We start from the raw sequence: 16,539 nt of genomic DNA on the forward strand, positions 1-16,539 counted from the left end.
CTCCAATTTCAATGAAACAACATGCGCGTTTCGTTCTTCAGGTGCTTCGCTGTTTCATTTTTCACACACGAACAAAAGGAAGCATTTATTTGGCTAGGCGTTTGACAACAGCCGCTATCTTACGTGCCGCCTGCTTCACATGATCCTCTTCATTCCCAAGACCGAAGCTTATTCTGACTGAGGACGTCAGCTCTTTTGCTTCTTCGCCATACATGGCGCTTAACACGTGCGAAGGAAGGACAGATCCAGCCGTACATGCCGATCCGCTTGAAACAGCAATTCCTTCCATATCTAAATTCACAAGCAGCGATTCAATGGAGACGCCCGGGAAATGAACATTTAAAATGTGCGGCAATGTCTCTTTCGGATGTCCATTGATAGAGAAATTGAGAGATTCCTCTTCAAATACTTGCAGCATGGTTTCTTTGAGCTTACCATAATGCATCGCTTTTTCTCTTCTATTTTGCTTCGTTAATTGAACAGCTTCTGCAAGCCCAACAATTCCTGCCACATTTTCAGTGCCAGCACGGCGCTTTCTTTCTTGTTCGCCTCCGAATATTTGCGGAGAAAGCTTCACGCCTTCGTTTACATATAAAAAACCTGTTCCCATCGGACCATTCAGCTTATGGCCAGAAGCAGATAAAAGATCAATATGGAGATCTGCTGCATCAATAGGCACTGTGCCAAACGCCTGCACTGCGTCTGTATGAAAATGAGCCGTGTGATCACGCAGAAGTTCGCCAATGGCTTTGATTGGCTGAATCACACCTGTTTCATTATTGCCGTACATGACGGTCACAAGAATCGTATCTTCTCTCAATGCTTGTTTTAATTGATCAAGATGAATCAATCCTGTTTCGTCCACATCTAAATATGTCACTTCAAATCCTAGTTTTTCTAGGCGCTCACATGTATGCAGCACCGCATGATGCTCTGTTTTCACTGTGATGATATGTTTTCCTTCATGCTGTCTTGCCATGGCAACACCTGTAATTGCCAGGTTGTCCGCCTCGGTTCCACCGCTTGTGAGGATGATCTCCTGCGGTTTACAGTGTAATTCTCCTGCAATGACTTCTCTTGCTTCATCGAGCCACTTTCTTGCCTCGCGCCCATATGAATGAATACTAGAGGGATTGCCAAATATCTCTGTAAAGTACGGCATCATCTTGTCCACAATACGCTGATCCATCGGCGTTGTGGCCGCATGATCTAAATAGATTCGTTCCATTTCCGGTACACCTCTGATCTAAATATAGAACATATACGAGTCTTGATCCCCGTCATCTGTGTAGCTTGCCAAGTCTTCAAGAGTTGTATTGTCTAGTACGTCTTTTACTGCATCACGAATACGAATCCATAGTTCACGCTTTGCTGGTTCTTCGTTTTCGATGACTTCAACAGGACTAATGGGTCCTTCTAATACACGAATAATATCACCTGCTGTGATCTCGTTTGGTTCATGTGCAAGAACATAGCCGCCATACGCTCCGCGGATACTTTTTACAAGACGGGCATTGCGGAGTGGTGATACAAGCTGCTCTAAATAATGCTCAGACAAATCATTGTTTTGAGCGATTGATTTTAATGATGTAGGGCCTTCGCCATGTTTTTTGGCTAATTCGATCATGATCGTCAGACCATATCTGCCTTTAGTTGATATTTTCAAGTTAAACACCTCTGCGTTTTCTATTCTATGTCATCAATTATTTTTCTGATTTCATATACGCTGATATATAGACCAAAAGCAATTATATCATACTTTCAGCCAACTTTCATTTACGGGTTCTGAGCATGATAGAAGGACGAATCCCTTTTCTATTTGAAGAATTTTCGGTACTCTATACAAACAAGACATTGCTATAGGAGAGATAATTATGAAACCTTTAGCGTACCGGATGCGCCCAAGTCATATTGAAGACATTATTGGGCAGGAGCATCTTGTTGGAGAAGGTCAAATTATTAGGCGAATGGTCGAGGCAAAACATTTATCCTCGATGATTTTATATGGACCGCCGGGCATCGGCAAAACATCGATTGCAACCGCGATTGCTGGCAGTACAAGCATTGCTTTTCGAACGCTGAATGCGGTCATTCATAACAAAAAGGATATGGAAGCTGTTGCCGCTGAAGCGAAAATGAGCGGCCAGGTGATCCTTATTTTAGACGAAGTCCACCGGCTTGATAAAGGAAAGCAGGATTTTCTTCTTCCTTATTTAGAAAATGGCATGATCATTTTAATTGGGGCAACGACGGCTAATCCCTATCATGCGATCAATCCTGCCATTCGAAGCCGGACACAAATATTCGAGCTGAAGCCGCTTGAAACAGAGCAAATCAAAGCTGCGTTAACAAGAGCCTTACAGGATGAGCATCGCGGGCTTGGCGGCTATGAGGTGACAGTGGACGATGAAGCGATGAATCATTTTGCCAATGGGTGCGGAGGAGACGTGCGTTCTGCTTTAAATGCACTCGAGCTCGCTGTCTTATCGACAAAAGCTGATGAGACAGGGCATATCACAATCACTCTTGCCGCAGCAGAAGAATGCTTACAAAAAAAGAGCTTCTCACATGACAAGAATGGTGATGCTCATTATGATGTCCTCTCGGCTTTTCAAAAATCCATTAGGGGATCTGATACAGATGCGGCGCTGCATTACCTTGCTAGACTGATCGAAGCAGGAGACCTTGAAAGCATTTCAAGAAGATTACTCGTGATGGCTTACGAGGACATTGGCTTAGCCAGTCCGCAGGCAGGCCCCCGCGTGTTAAGCGCAGTGCAAACAGCAGAAAGAATCGGTTTCCCAGAAGCACGAATTCCGCTGGCGAACGCAGTGATTGAGCTGTGTCTTTCTCCTAAGTCTAATTCGGCATATAAAGCGATTGATGCAGCACTTGGTGACATTCGTACAGGGAAAATTGGAGAAGTTCCAGTTCATTTAAAAGATGCTCACTACAAAGGCGCCACAGCACTCGGAAGAGGCGTCGATTACTTATACCCACATGATTACGAAAACGGCTGGGTGAAGCAGCAATATTTACCTGATCCGCTGAAAAACAAGCAATACTATGTACCGAAACAAACCGGAAAATTTGAAGGTGCATTGAAACAGGTCTATGAAAATTTAAAACGCCAGAAATAAAAAAAGCCCCCTGCATGTTAGCAGGCGGGCTGTTTATTTATCCTTCACACGTGTAATCGGAATATCTTTTAAAAGCTTCATAATGACATGACCACCCATGATCAGTCCGGCAACAGACGGAACGAACGCATTAGATGATGGCGGCATTTGCGCCTTGCGAATCTTCGCTTCATCATTTCCAACTTCTTTTCTGACATCTTCGCGAATGACAATTGGACTTTCATCAGAGAAAATGACTTCAATTCCTTTACGAATCCCTTCCTTACGCAAACGTGTTCTCACAACTTTTGCAATAGGATCAGTATGTGTTTTTGAAATATCATCAATTTTGAAGCGTGTCGGATCTGTTTTGTTCGCAGCTCCCATACTTGAAATGATGTTCACACCTCGTTTCAGACACTCTTTCATTAAATGAATTTTATAGTGAATGGTATCTGAGGCATCAATGACATAATCAAGCGGATACTCAAAAAATTGCTCGTATGTTTCCTCTGTATAAAACATCTTCAGGGCAACAACTTCACATTCTGGATTAATATCAGCGATTCTCGCCTGCATTAAGTCAACCTTTGGCTGGCCAACTGTTGATAGCAATGCTGGAAGCTGACGGTTTACATTTGTAATATCAATATCATCTTTATCAACAAGAACAATACGGCCAACGCCTGAACGCGCGAGTGCCTCTACTGCGAATGAACCAACGCCGCCCACACCAAGCACTGCAACTGTACTGTTTTTTAGTATATTTAAGCCTTCCTTGCCAATGGCAAGCTCGTTTCTTGAAAACTGATGTAACAAGTGCCTCACTCCACCTTTATTTAAAATGAATCGAAAGAATCATATCATATTCAGACTTCTCCGTCATCCTTCTCTAAAAGAAAAAAACACAAAAAAGTCCCGATGACGCCGCCAGCATTTCCTTCGTTTTGAACCCCGCACCATGCAGGTGGGTGCTTTCTTCCTGACTTTATAAGTCCTCTAAAGAGGCATTTATGCAGAAAGGAAAGGCAAGCTCCCGTATAAAAAAATGTTCGGTCAAAACTAGGTAACCACCGTACGTATCAGGACTTTATTTATTGATGAAAGCATATCATAGGCATATTTCTTTTTCAAGCGTTTACATACCTATAAACATGCGCCTATTTTACTGTTTTACTTTTGTTTTAATCGCTAAACTCAGCTCATCAAGCTGCGCCTCGCTTACATGGCCAGGGGCATCTGTAAGAACGCAGCTCGCACTTGCCGTTTTAGGGAATGCAATCGTATCTCTTAAGTTAGAGCGGCCTGCAAGCAGCATCACTAAACGGTCAAGCCCAAGCGCGATTCCGCCATGCGGAGGAACACCATGCTCAAACGCATCCAGCAGGAAGCCAAATTGTTCGTAAGCCTCTTCTTTTGAAAAACCAAGTAAGCCAAACATCTTTTCTTGAATGTCCTTTTCGAAAATACGAATAGAACCTCCGCCAAGCTCGTAGCCATTCAGCACAAGATCGTAAGCCTGGGCCTTCATGTCTTCTGGGCTTGTTTCAATTAATTCAAGATCATCGCGAACCGGCATTGTGAATGGATGATGGGCAGCATAGAAGCGGCCTTCTTCTTCATCCTTTTCAAGCAGCGGCCAATCGACAACCCATAAGAAATTAAATACAGACTCATCAATCAGTTCAAGCTCTTTACCAAGTTTTAAGCGAAGTGCACCAAGCGCATCATGGACAACAGACGTCTTATCTGCAACAAAGAGTAAAAGGTCGCCTTCTTCAACTTGCAGCTGTTCCTTTAATTCAGCTTGCTTTGCTTCATCAAAGAATTTAGCGATCGGACCTTTTAATTCAGTTCCTTCTGCTTTTAGCCAAGCTAGACCTTTTGCACCGTAGTTCGCTGCAAATGCACCAAGTGCATCAATGTCTTTTCTTGAGTAGTTCGCTGCAGCCCCTTTTACATTGATGGCTTTCACAGCTCCACCATTTTTCACAGCTCCGCTAAACACTTTGAAATCGGAGTCTTTTACTGTGTCTGAAATGTTCACTAGCTTCATCTCAAAACGTGTATCCGGCTTATCAGATCCATAGGAATTCATCGCTTCATCATATGTCATACGAGGTAATGGCAATGTAAGGTCTACGCCTTTGACATCTTTCATCACCTTCGCCATCATCTCTTCAGCAAGCGTCATGATGTCCTCTTGACTCATGAAGGACATTTCAATATCGACTTGTGTAAATTCCGGCTGACGGTCAGCACGCAAGTCTTCATCTCTAAAGCAGCGGGCAATTTGATAATAACGGTCCATCCCAGAAACCATCAGCAATTGTTTAAATAATTGCGGAGACTGAGGCAGTGCATAAAATTCTCCCTCGTGTACACGGCTTGGAACAAGATAGTCACGCGCACCTTCTGGCGTACTTTTTGTTAAAATTGGTGTTTCAATGTCTAGAAAGCCGTTGTCGTCTAAGAAATGGCGGAATGCTTTTGTGACTTCATGTCGCATTTTCATTGTTTCAAACATTGCAGGGCGGCGAAGATCCAGGTAACGATATTTTAAACGAACATCTTCTGATACCTCGTCTGCTTGATCTGAAATCACAAATGGAGGAGTCTTCGCTTCATTTAAAACGGTGACCGTTTCGACTTGAATTTCAATTTTGCCCGTTTTTAAATTTGGATTGATCGTTGCTTCTTCTCTTGCGACAACCGTTCCTTTAATATCAAGGACATATTCATTACGAATTGATTCTGCTGTCTCAAGCGCCTCTTTTGATAAGTCTGGATTGAAGACAACTTGTACAATCCCTGTACGGTCGCGCAAATCAATAAAGATTAATCCGCCTAGGTCACGCCTTTTTTGAACCCATCCTTTTAATACAACTGACTGACCAATTTGGTCTTCTGTTACTTCTCCACAATAAAAAGTTCTACCAAACACAAACATTCCACTCCTTCTTTACGCTTTCTGGTGGGCCTTCAACATTTGAATCAGCTCATCAAGCTTCACTTCAATCTGTTCACCCGTTGTCGTATCTTTCACATTCACAATTTGCTGCGCTAGCTCATCTTCACCAAGAACTGCAATAAATTTGGCTTTTAATCGATCAGCCGCTTTAAATTGTCCTTTTAGTTTCTTCCCTGTATAGTCCATTTCACTTGAGATACCTTCTTTTCTCAGACGGTTTAATAATGAAACAGAATAATCCTTCGCTTCATCTCCGAGAGCAGCAATGTATAGATCAATACCATCCTGGAGAGGAAGCTCAATTCCTTCAGCATCGATCGCAGATAAGAAACGTTCAATACTCATCGCAAATCCGATCCCTGGTGATTCAGGACCGCCAATTCCTTCAACGAGTCCATCATAACGGCCGCCGCCGGCTAATGTTGTAATCGCACCAAAGCCTTCTGCATTACTCATGATCTCAAATGCTGTGTGATTGTAGTAATCAAGACCGCGCACTAAATTTGGATCGACGACATACTCAATGCCTATATCTGATAAGTATTGTTTGACCTTTTCAAAATACGTCCGTGATTCTTCATTTAAGTAATCTTGAATGGATGGAGCGGTTGTCATCAGTTCATGATCACGATCCTTTTTACAATCAAGAATACGCAGCGGATTTTGATGTAAACGCGTTTGACAGTCGTGACAGAATTCCTCAATTCTTGGCTCAAAGTGCTTGACCAGTGCTGTGCGGTAGTCTGCACGGCTCTCCTTGTCACCAAGGCTGTTAATGACGAGCTTTAAGTTAGAAAGACCTGCTTTCTCATACACACTCATCGCAAGCGAAATGACCTCTGCATCAATAGCAGGATCCTTGGAACCAATCGCTTCTATCCCAAATTGATAAAATTGACGATATCTTCCGGTTTGCGGACGTTCATAGCGGAACATTGGTCCGATGTAATAAAGCTTTGTTGGCTGAGCCGGCTGTGCGAACAATTTATTTTCAACATAAGAGCGTACAGTTGAAGCTGTTCCCTCTGGACGAAGTGTGATGCTGCGTCCTTTTTTGTCTTCAAATGTGTACATCTCTTTTTGAACGATATCAGTTGATTCGCCTACTCCCCGTGCAAACAGCTCAGTATGCTCAAAAATCGGTGTGCGGATTTCTTTGTATTGAAAGGCTGCACATGTATCTCTCGCAATTTGTTCAACATACTGCCAGCGTTCTGACTCTCCAGGTAAAATATCCTGTGTGCCTCTTGGAATATTAAAACTCATTTTTCGTCCTCCTACGACCATCATTCATTTTTTATGTGGACATATAAAAAACCCCCGCCTCTACTATGTGTATAGTAGGGACGAGAGTTATACCCGTGGTGCCACCCTAGTTGGAACATGAATAAGCATGTTCCCGCTCAAATCCTTAACGCAGATTCACGTTCTCCGCCTATTGACTCATTTTCAGAGCGTTCAGCAGGAAACCTACAGAGTGTTCTTTCGTGATAAATGCCATGCGGATTCGCTTTCAGCCTCAGGCGAGTCCTCTCTGCTCACGCAATTTACCCTACTATTCTCTATCATCAGTTCCACATTTTAAATTTTCAAGTGTGTTGATTTATATTATAATAAGGTCGGTGCTGCCACTCTGTCAACCCTTGCCGTGCCTCTTTTTCTTTTCCAGCTCTTCTTTTGACGTACATCCGTATTCAGATGCGGTCTCTTCAAGGAAGCCTGGCTGATCCATTTCGTCGTGCTGCCAGCGGTCGATATCACGATGTCCATTATATTGCACTCGTCCTAATTTTCTGCTTAATCTCATGTTTGTACATCCTTTTATCACATTTTTATTTAGTATAAACAGATTGATTCATTTTTATTAGGAAAACTGCAAGGAATTCATCCACTACATAACGAATTAACATTCATCGGTTTTACAAGGGAGGGGAAAACACCGTTTTGAATCTGAAAAAACACAATCAAATGATGATGCTGCTTACTTGTTTTGTTCTCATCGCGAGTTCTTTGCCTATGACACATGCTACAGCACAAACAGATCAAGCTATTGTCGCAACAGATGAAATCAATGTGAGAACGGGCCCTGGTTTAAGCTATGGAATTGCAGCTGTTGTGAAACGCGGCGAAAGTTATCCTATTCTCACTGAACAAGGAGAATGGGTGCAGATCCAATTATCAAACGGACAAAAAGGCTGGGTCGTCTCATGGCTGATTACCACATCATCCGGCGCTCAAAAATCCACGAAGCCAAAGGCGCAAGGTCAAAGCACGGCTGGAGGCAGTACAATTACATCAACAGCTTCCGATCTTCGCATCCGGACAGGCCCTGGGACTTCCTATCAAGTGATCGGTACTTTCCCGCAAGGCGCTACCGCTAAAAAGCTCGAGACAAGCGGCGAATGGACGAAAATTTCGTATAAACAAGCAGAAGGCTGGGTTCACTCTGATTATGTTTCAGGGGGGCAGAAAACTTCTCAATCAAGTTCCGGCGAGTCCTCTCGCTCTAACCAGACAGGCACAGTTGGCGTATCGAGCTTGAATGTGAGGCAATCGGCCGCACCAAATGCACAAGTCATCGCTTCACTTGCCCGCAACACACAGATCACCATTTTGCGAGAGCAGAACGGCTGGTATGAAATTGAGGGGAAAGGCGTAAAAGGCTGGGTTGCAAGCTATTACATTGTCACAGGCAAAGGAGCAGGCTCTGCACCTGAAAAGAGTTCATCCTCTTCGGCTTCTGAGCAAAAAGCATACATTGTCTATGACGGCACCAACATTCGAAAAAGCGCTTCTACCTCTGCTGGGATTGCAGAAAGAGCAACAAAAGGAGCTGCCTATCAAATTGTTCGGACGCAAGGTGACTGGTACGAAGTGACACTATCAAACGGCGGAACTGGCTACGTGGCGAGCTGGGTCGTTCAAACGAAGAAAAATAGCAGCGAAGCGCCAAGACCTCAGCAGGATTCATCGTCTGGAACTGGTTCTTTAAAAGGAAAAACGATTGTTCTTGATCCTGGTCATGGCGGAAAAGACAGCGGCACGATTGGCGCAGACGGTGCATTTGAAAAGAACATCACCATCAAAACCGCCAATTTACTGGCAGGCAAATTAAGGGCTTCTGGTGCAAATGTATATTTAACAAGAAGTGATGATACCTTTATCAGCCTTCAATCAAGGGTGGCAACCTCTCATTATCGAAATGCAGATGCATTTATTAGTCTTCATTATGATAGTTTTATGGACCAAAGTGTTAGAGGAAGTACAGCGTATTATTATCACGCAGCAAAAGATCAGCAGTTAGCGTCAAGCGTTCATTCCGAAGTCGCAAAACGCTCTCAAATCCCTGATAAGGGTGTCAAATTCGGAGATTACTTTGTTTTAAGAGAAAACAAACGCCCTTCCCTATTATATGAACTCGGGTACTTAAGCAATCCACAGGAGGAAGCGATCATTTATAGCGCCTCTTACCAAGAACGAGTCACAGAAGGAATGACTGAAGGATTAAAACAATATTTCCGTTAAAAAAAAGAGGCCTCTGCGCCTCTTTTTTGTTTGACCGCAAAAGAAAAAGACTCTAAACAAACTCCCGCATGAGTTCATCTACAGTCTAAAGAGAATCTATTCTTTGCTGTCCATCAAGATCGTGACCGGTCCTGAATTGGTCAATGACACGTCCATCATCGCACCAAAACGGCCAGTTTCGACATGGATGCCTTTTTCTCTAAGGGTTTTATTGAAACATTCGTAAAGCGAATTGGCTGCATCCGGCTTGGCGGCTTTCATAAAATTCGGCCGTCTGCCCTTTCTCGTATCACCATAAAGGGTAAATTGAGATACAGACAGAACGCTTCCTTTTATGTCCAATAATGAACGATTCATTTTCCCGTTTTCATCTTCAAAAATACGTAAATGTGCAAGCTTTTCAGCTAAGTAGAGCACATCTTCTTCTGTATCTTCGTGTGTGACACCAACAAGCACCATATAACCTTCGTTGATGGCACCTGTGATCTCTTCTTCTACTTTCACAGATGCATTTGTCACACGCTGCACAACAAGCCTCATAGACGATATACTTCCTTTCTAATTCATGAATCGGCGAACAGAGTAAATGTCTTTGATTTGCTTAATGCGTTCGACTACTTTGTGCAAATGGTTAATATTTTGGATAAAGATCGCCATATGGATCGTCGCCACTTTGTTACGATCAGACTTCCCAGAAACAGAGGAGATGTTCGTTTTGGTTTCGTTGACTGCTTGAAGCACCTCATTGAGTAAGCCGCGTCTATCATATCCTAATATTTCAATTTCCACATTGTATTCTTTACGGTTTTGAGCAGGCTGCTCATGCTCCCACTCGACCGGAATTAACCGCTCCTGCGCTTCTCCTGTCTTTACGTTCGGACAGTCCTCGCGGTGAACAGATACACCTCGGCCCTTCGTAATAAAACCGACAATGCTATCACCAGGAACAGGATTACAGCACTTAGATAAGCGGACAAGCAGGTTATCAATCCCTTTGACCCTTACGCCAGCTTCCCGTTTTTTCCCGTGATACGTCTTTGGTTCCACTGTCACTTCTTGAACGGTTTTCTCTTGCTCTTCTTGGTCTCTTTGTTTTCTTTCTTTTTCCGTTAAACGATTGGCGACCTGCAATGCAGTAATGCCGTTATATCCAACAGCTGCATACATGTCCTCTTCGTTTGAAAAATTAAATTTGTCAGCCACTTTTTGCAGGTTTTCAGCGGTCAGAATGTCTTTGACGTCAAACTCAAGGTTTTTAATTTCTTTTTCCACGAGCTCTCGGCCTTTTTCGACATTTTCTTCACGGCGCTGTTTTTTGAAAAACTGTCTGATCTTGTGCTTCGCTTGGGAGGTTTGGGCAAGTTTGACCCAATCCTGACTTGGCCCGTAGCTGTGCTTTGATGTCAGAATTTCAATAATGTCACCTGTTTTTAGTTTGTGATCGAGTGTGACCATCTTGCCATTGACCTTGGCACCGATCGTTTTATTCCCAATTTCCGAGTGAATCCGGTAAGAGAAATCAATCGGAACTGAGCCCGACGGCAGTTCAATGACGTCTCCTTTTGGCGTAAACACAAACACCATATCAGAGAAGAGATCGATCTTTAACGACTCCATAAATTCTTCTGCATCTGTGGATTCATTTTGGAATTCAAGAATTTCTCTAAACCAAGAGAGCTTCTTCTGGAAGACCGCTTCTTCCGTTGATTCTGCTGACTCTTTGCCTTCTTTGTATGCCCAGTGTGCCGCAATTCCGTATTCTGCAATTTCATGCATTTCCACTGTACGGATTTGAACTTCAAGCGGATCACCTTTTGGCCCAATCACCGTTGTATGAAGAGACTGGTACATGTTCGGCTTTGGCATCGCAATATAATCCTTAAACCTGCCTGGCATCGGCTTCCAGCATGTATGGATAATTCCGAGCACCGCATAACAGTCTTTAATGCTGTCGACCAAAATACGAACGGCAAGCAGATCATAAATTTCATTAAACTGCTTATTTTGCAAGACCATTTTGCGATAAATGCTATAAATATGTTTTGGTCTGCCAGAAAATTCAGCCTTGATGTTCACCTCAGACACGCGGTCTTTCACTTCATTGACAACCTCGTCCAAGTATTCCTCACGTTCCGCTCGTTTGCGCTTCATCAGATTCACAATCCGGTAATATTGCTGCGGATTTAAATAGCGGAGTGCTGTATCTTCAAGCTCCCACTTAATCTTTGAAATCCCTAATCTGTGCGCAAGCGGTGCAAAGATTTCAAGTGTTTCATTTGAAATTCTCCGCTGCTTTTCCTGCGGAAGGTGTTTGAGCGTTCTCATATTATGAAGACGGTCTGCCAGCTTAATCAAGATCACGCGAATATCCTGCGCCATTGCAACAAACATTTTTCGATGGTTTTCGGCCTGCTGTTCTTCTTGTGATTTATATTTAATCTTCCCGAGCTTTGTGACACCATCAACAAGCATTGCTACTTCCTCGTTAAAATGCTCTTTTAAATCCTGTAATGTCACATCTGTATCCTCAACTACATCGTGCAGGAAACCGCCTGCAATGGTTGATGGGTCCATTTCAAGATCAACAAGAATACCCGCCACTTGAATTGGATGGATAATATAGGGCTCACCAGATTTCCGGTATTGCTCCTTGTGTGCATTTTCAGCATATTCATATGCTCGCTCTATAAATTGAATATGTTCAGCGGACAGGTATTCTCTTGCCTTGTCAATGACCTGCTGCGCCGTTAAAACTTGTTCGTTCGCCATGGAATCACCTTTTTAAATGAAAACTGTATTGTAGTTTATTATCAAGAAAAATTCGATAGATGTAAAGAGAAGAAGTCCGCTAAAAGATTTTTGATAGGAAAAAAGCACCCTTCTTACTGAGTGCTTTTTACGAAAAACTCCATTAGTATTGCATTAACGTCATGATGTCGTAGCCGTCAAGCTTCTTTCTGCCGTCCAGATACGTCAGCTCAATCAAAAATGCAATCCCTGCCACAACGCCGCCTAATTCCTCTACAAGCTTGATGGACGCTTCAATTGTTCCACCAGTTGCCAGTAAGTCATCTGTAATCAGGACACGCTGACCAGGACGAATCGCATCTTTATGAATCGTTAATACATCTTTACCATATTCCAAGCCGTAATCGACTTTAATGACTTCACGAGGAAGCTTTCCTTCTTTACGAACCGGTGCAAAACCTACACCAAGTGCGTATGCTACAGGGCAGCCAATAATGAATCCACGCGCTTCAGGTCCAACAATGAGATCAATGTCTCTTTTCTTCGCGTATTCAACGATTTGATCCGTTGCATAACGGTACACTTCGCCTTTATCCATTAACGTTGTAATATCTTTAAATTGTACACCTTCCTTTGGGTAGTCAGGTACAACTGTCACATATTGTTTTAAATCCATCTTTTCCTTTTCCTCCTCGTACGTCAAAGCACAGGTGAGACTTCGCTCATCATGCTATTCAGCCATTCCTTCAGCTCTTTAGCTGAGGAATATGTTAGTGTTTGATCGAGTTCCATCAATCGTTGTTTTGCTGTATAGGACGCTGACGCCGTTAAATCTTTTTTAGGGGCATCAAGTACTATTGACAGCACACCATTCTCTATTTTAACAAAACCGAGTTCAAAAAACACCTTTGTCATAAAAATGATTGTATCTTTTGTCCAGCCTCTATGTTTGGCAAGCTCCATTCCTTGTTCTTTGATAGGAAAACTTCCCCGTTTAAACAAGAACCCATAAAACCATTTGAATTGGTCACGGCTTGGGAAAGAGGACATAAAATGATCTTCTTTTCTTTGAAAAACCGTATAAATTCTCGCAGGCTTTTGATTTTCTAAAAGCTGCTTCAGCAATTGCTCATCTGCGGGAACATCCGCAAAGACCACATACTTTCCTTGTACATTAAACGATGATACATTTTCTGCATGAACATGATGAATAGGGAGATCGACGTCCTGTTTTGTTGCTTCATCAAAACAGACAACCAGTGATTTTTCTGAATCAAGTGTCGAAACTTTCTTCTCCCAATCCTTTTTCCCGCGCAGATCAAACAGCTGCCATTCATCAACTCGTGCATCTTTTAACATCAGCTGGGGCTTCTTCCGGTTATTCCATTCATTAACCGACATTTCTCCAATCACAGAAATGCGGCTTCCTGGAACAATTTCCTCTTTTAATTTCCCTTGGTGAAAGCCAACACAGTCAAGCAGTGTGTCTTCGTCTTTCAGAGACATTTTAATATGGTTGTGATTTGCCCCAATCGTTCGGATATCTTCAAGCTTCGCATCTTCAATCATAATGAACGGTTTTGGGTTTGACATACCAAATGGTGACAGCATCCCCGCTTCTTCAATCGCTTGAACCGTCAATTCGTCTACCTTGCACACGGCATCGACGCGCTGAATTGGAATAAAATCTTCTTCCGTCAATGTTTCATTTGCATATTGATTTAATCTTTCCCTTAGTAAAGATACATCATCCGCTCGAAGTGTCATCCCTGCTGCCATCGGATGCCCGCCGAAATGCGGCAGGATGTCGCGGCATTTGCTTAGATGGAAAAATAGATCGAAGCCAGGAATACTCCGGGCTGATCCTTTTGCCATTTGCGTCTCTTCATCTATTCCAAGCACAATCGCCGGACGAGAAAAAGTATCCGTCAATTTAGAGGCAACAATTCCGACAACACCCGGATTCCAGCCAGCTTTCGCTACAACGATCGCAGACTGGTCATCACCTGCCTCTTCCACCATTTGAATGGCTTCTTCTGTGATCGTACTGACAATCTTTTGTCGTTCTTTATTCAGTTCCTGTACAAAACGAGCGAGCTCTTCTGCTTCATCCTTATCCTCAGTCATCAGAAGATGAACGGCTGGATCTGCCTGTTCAATTCGCCCAACAGCATTCAGCCTTGGCGCAATTTGAAAGCCGACCGTTTCCTCGTTCGCTTCTTCTAAAGTGGCTCCCGCTTCTTTCAATAACGCTTTCAGCCCCGGTCTATTCGACTGCCGAAGCTGCACAAGACCTTTTTTGGCGAGCCATCTATTCTCATCGTGAAGCGGTACGAGATCCGCGATTGTCCCGATGGCTGCAAGATCTAACAGCTGAACTGGCAGCTTCCCAAGAAGTGCATGCGCCACTTTAAACGCGACACCTACACCAGCAAGTTCTTTAAAGGGATACTCACAGCCAGGCTGCTTAGGATGGACAATGGCAAGTGCCTCAGGCAGCTCCTCACTTGGTTCATGGTGATCTGTAATGATCAGGTCTAACCCTATTTCTTTTGCAATACGTGCTTCATTGACAGCAGCAATGCCTGTATCGACCGTGATGACAAGCGATGCTCCTTGCTCCTTGATATATCGAAAAGCCTGTTCATTAGGTCCATAGCCTTCTTTAAATCGATCTGGAATATAAAAGTCTACTATCGCAGACCGCTCTTTTAATGTATGTAAAAGTACAGACGTACTTGTCACACCATCTGCATCATAGTCTCCGAAGATCACAATCGATTCCTGCTCTTCGATCGCTTTGTTGATGCGCTCTACTGCTTCTTTCATCCCTTTTAATAGGAATGGATCATGAAATTCGGCTTTTTGATCAAATAAAAAAGACCTCGCCTCTTCTACTTCTTCAAATCCTCTTTTTACGAGAAGCGATGCAGTCAGCGCTGAAATATTCAGATTTTCAGAGAGTGATTTCACTTTTTCTTCGCTTGGATGTTCATATTCCCAGCGCATTTTGGATAATAACATAAATTCACCCCTCAACCACACTATTATACTAGAGTGGCCTGAGGGGTTTCAATTTTTATTTTATGAAATTGTGCTGGAAGATTATTTTTCCTTCCGGTCAAATGATGCTGGCTGTTCTTTTAAAGGCGTGACATGAGATTTTTTTTGAAGATCTTTGTCTGCCTTTTTCGTCGAAGCAGCAGGTGCAGCGGCTGCACGCTCAGCTTTTAATGCTTTTAGTTCACGTTTCAGTTTCACAATTTGGAAGATTCCTGCAAATGCCACAATCAGTCCGCCCATTAAAACAGAACCGATAATGACAAGGATCAGCGGCCATTCAGCCGTTCCAAATAAGTAGTGTACCTCGACAGGCCGTACATTAATCACGGCAAATACTGAGACAATTAATACGAAAATAAATGCGAGTATGATGGTCCATTGTTGTTTGTTCATCTACAAATCCCCCAAGCTTTTTCTTTTATTCTTCCCTTTTCATTGCCTTTTTTAAACACCGAAAGAAAGCAGTGGAAGAAAACCTATCAGCATGGGCATCATCAGCTGCTGAGTTTTTCTTTAATCAGATTCTTTAATTCTTTTCTTTCTCCAGAAATGACAAGGGTATCCCCTTCTTCGATGATGGTATCTGGTCCTGGATTTAAAATCTTCTCATGTGATTTTCTCACAATGGCGATGACTGTTACTTGATAGTTTTGGCGAACATTGAGGTCACCGATGCTTTTCTGAACAGCTGGTGCATTCTTTTCAATTTTAAACCATTCAATCACCAGTTCATCAATGGCTACCTCTACGGTTTCAAGCGCTTTCGGCTTATAGACCATGCCGCCTAAAATAGCCGCGATTTGTCTTGCTTCTTCATCGTTTAGCAGGATGCCAGAAATCGTTTCTTCGTGGTCGTCCTCCTGAAAATGATACATTTCTCTTCTGCCGTCATCATGTGTAATGATGGCAAGCTTCTCATTATTTCTTGTGATCATTTCGGCTTTATGACCGATACCTGGCAGTTCAGTTTCCCGAACCTTCATAACAGCCCCTCCAATGAATAAAGCCAAATGCCCTAAACAGACACTTGCTTTCTATACTGGTCTAAACGTAAGTCATTATAGCAAAAGACCATTTCAAGATCAATGAAACCCAAAATGTTTTTTCAAAGCG

Annotated in this window: 14 protein-coding genes, 1 other RNA gene and 1 other annotated feature; of the genes, 2 read left to right on the forward strand and 13 right to left on the reverse strand. The window is 43.0% G+C overall.

The genetic code is table 11. The features are described from left to right. Positions 1 to 85 precede the first annotated feature (85 nt). Both NSS76_RS12445 and cymR read right to left on the reverse strand, forming a co-directional pair. Entirely contained in the window at positions 86 to 1,228 is a 1,143-nt protein-coding gene (locus NSS76_RS12445; RefSeq protein WP_044331688.1) for a cysteine desulfurase family protein, read from the reverse strand. Positions 1,229 to 1,246: 18 nt separating this feature from the next. Continuing rightward, positions 1,247 to 1,666, reverse strand: coding sequence for a cysteine metabolism transcriptional regulator CymR (gene cymR / locus NSS76_RS12450; RefSeq protein ID WP_024423125.1), 420 nt, complete (start codon positions 1,664 to 1,666; stop codon positions 1,247 to 1,249). 208 nt (positions 1,667 to 1,874) lie between these two features. Between cymR and NSS76_RS12455 the strand changes: the two genes are divergently transcribed. Then, positions 1,875 to 3,140: a replication-associated recombination protein A gene (locus NSS76_RS12455; RefSeq protein ID WP_044331684.1), complete on the forward strand. Its 1,266-nt coding sequence runs from the start codon at positions 1,875 to 1,877 to the stop codon at positions 3,138 to 3,140. A 33-nt stretch (positions 3,141 to 3,173) separates the two neighbouring features. On the opposite strand, the gene NSS76_RS12460 is transcribed toward NSS76_RS12455, so the two are convergent. The 5 genes from NSS76_RS12460 to NSS76_RS12480 form a co-directional block, all read right to left on the reverse strand. Then, positions 3,174 to 3,938: a tRNA threonylcarbamoyladenosine dehydratase gene (locus NSS76_RS12460; RefSeq protein WP_024423127.1), complete on the reverse strand. Its 765-nt coding sequence runs from the start codon at positions 3,936 to 3,938 to the stop codon at positions 3,174 to 3,176. 92 nt (positions 3,939 to 4,030) lie between these two features. Further along, a non-coding RNA gene (gene ssrS, locus NSS76_RS12465) (6S RNA) lies at positions 4,031 to 4,211 on the reverse strand. Between the two features lie 73 nt (positions 4,212 to 4,284). Further along, positions 4,285 to 6,063 (reverse strand): aspartate--tRNA ligase, encoded by a 1,779-nt coding sequence (aspS, locus tag NSS76_RS12470; protein ID WP_024423128.1) that lies wholly within the window; start codon positions 6,061 to 6,063, stop codon positions 4,285 to 4,287. Positions 6,064 to 6,081: 18 nt separating this feature from the next. Next, complete coding sequence (gene hisS, locus NSS76_RS12475; RefSeq protein ID WP_024423129.1) at positions 6,082 to 7,356, reverse strand: histidine--tRNA ligase; 1,275 nt, start codon at positions 7,354 to 7,356, stop codon at positions 6,082 to 6,084. Between the two features lie 73 nt (positions 7,357 to 7,429). Then, positions 7,430 to 7,668: a binding site (T-box leader), on the reverse strand. A 58-nt stretch (positions 7,669 to 7,726) separates the two neighbouring features. Continuing rightward, positions 7,727 to 7,897, reverse strand: a complete 171-nt coding sequence (locus NSS76_RS12480) for a YrzK family protein (protein WP_003216250.1) — start codon at positions 7,895 to 7,897, stop codon at positions 7,727 to 7,729. A gap of 137 nt (positions 7,898 to 8,034) precedes the next feature. On the opposite strand from NSS76_RS12480, the gene NSS76_RS12485 reads away from it, so the two are divergent. Continuing rightward, complete coding sequence (locus tag NSS76_RS12485; protein WP_044331620.1) at positions 8,035 to 9,615, forward strand: SH3 domain-containing protein; 1,581 nt, start codon at positions 8,035 to 8,037, stop codon at positions 9,613 to 9,615. A gap of 96 nt (positions 9,616 to 9,711) precedes the next feature. Here the strand turns inward: NSS76_RS12485 and dtd are convergent, their stop codons facing one another. The 6 genes from dtd to NSS76_RS12515 form a co-directional block, all read right to left on the reverse strand. Next, positions 9,712 to 10,155: a D-aminoacyl-tRNA deacylase gene (dtd, locus tag NSS76_RS12490; protein WP_024427859.1), complete on the reverse strand. Its 444-nt coding sequence runs from the start codon at positions 10,153 to 10,155 to the stop codon at positions 9,712 to 9,714. Positions 10,156 to 10,173: 18 nt separating this feature from the next. Beyond that, entirely contained in the window at positions 10,174 to 12,384 is a 2,211-nt protein-coding gene (locus NSS76_RS12495; protein WP_024427858.1) for a RelA/SpoT family protein, read from the reverse strand. Positions 12,385 to 12,526: 142 nt separating this feature from the next. After that, positions 12,527 to 13,039 (reverse strand): adenine phosphoribosyltransferase, encoded by a 513-nt coding sequence (locus NSS76_RS12500; RefSeq protein ID WP_149126428.1) that lies wholly within the window; start codon positions 13,037 to 13,039, stop codon positions 12,527 to 12,529. 23 nt (positions 13,040 to 13,062) lie between these two features. Further along, positions 13,063 to 15,387, reverse strand: a complete 2,325-nt coding sequence (recJ, locus tag NSS76_RS12505; RefSeq protein WP_341082310.1) for a single-stranded-DNA-specific exonuclease RecJ — start codon at positions 15,385 to 15,387, stop codon at positions 13,063 to 13,065. An 81-nt stretch (positions 15,388 to 15,468) separates the two neighbouring features. Then, positions 15,469 to 15,819 carry a LapA family protein gene (locus NSS76_RS12510; RefSeq protein ID WP_024423135.1) on the reverse strand — a complete coding sequence of 117 codons (351 nt, stop codon included), beginning with the start codon at positions 15,817 to 15,819 and terminating at the stop codon, positions 15,469 to 15,471. A gap of 101 nt (positions 15,820 to 15,920) precedes the next feature. Then, complete coding sequence (locus tag NSS76_RS12515) at positions 15,921 to 16,409, reverse strand: cation:proton antiporter regulatory subunit (RefSeq protein ID WP_024423136.1); 489 nt, start codon at positions 16,407 to 16,409, stop codon at positions 15,921 to 15,923. Positions 16,410 to 16,539: the final 130 nt, after the last annotated feature.

The sequence above is a fragment of the Bacillus sp. FSL R5-0654 genome, from assembly GCF_038008745.1.
Classification (GTDB): Bacteria; Bacillota; Bacilli; order Bacillales; family Bacillaceae; genus Bacillus; species Bacillus safensis.

What these genes read in the sequence shown, in the direction of transcription:
- NSS76_RS12445 (WP_044331688.1), bottom strand. Translation starts at nt 1,228, where the DNA reads ATGGAACGAATCTATTTAGATCATGCGGCCACAACGCCGATGGATCAG.
- NSS76_RS12455 (WP_044331684.1), top strand. Translation starts at nt 1,875, where the DNA reads ATGAAACCTTTAGCGTACCGGATGCGCCCAAGTCATATTGAAGACATT.
- hisS (WP_024423129.1), bottom strand. Translation starts at nt 7,356, where the DNA reads ATGAGTTTTAATATTCCAAGAGGCACACAGGATATTTTACCTGGAGAG.
- NSS76_RS12480 (WP_003216250.1), bottom strand. Translation starts at nt 7,897, where the DNA reads ATGAGATTAAGCAGAAAATTAGGACGAGTGCAATATAATGGACATCGT.
- dtd (WP_024427859.1), bottom strand. Translation starts at nt 10,155, where the DNA reads ATGAGGCTTGTTGTGCAGCGTGTGACAAATGCATCTGTGAAAGTAGAA.
- NSS76_RS12495 (WP_024427858.1), bottom strand. Translation starts at nt 12,384, where the DNA reads ATGGCGAACGAACAAGTTTTAACGGCGCAGCAGGTCATTGACAAGGCA.
- NSS76_RS12500 (WP_149126428.1), bottom strand. Translation starts at nt 13,039, where the DNA reads ATGGATTTAAAACAATATGTGACAGTTGTACCTGACTACCCAAAGGAA.
- recJ (WP_341082310.1), bottom strand. Translation starts at nt 15,387, where the DNA reads ATGTTATTATCCAAAATGCGCTGGGAATATGAACATCCAAGCGAAGAA.
- NSS76_RS12510 (WP_024423135.1), bottom strand. Translation starts at nt 15,819, where the DNA reads ATGAACAAACAACAATGGACCATCATACTCGCATTTATTTTCGTATTA.
- NSS76_RS12515 (WP_024423136.1), bottom strand. Translation starts at nt 16,409, where the DNA reads ATGAAGGTTCGGGAAACTGAACTGCCAGGTATCGGTCATAAAGCCGAA.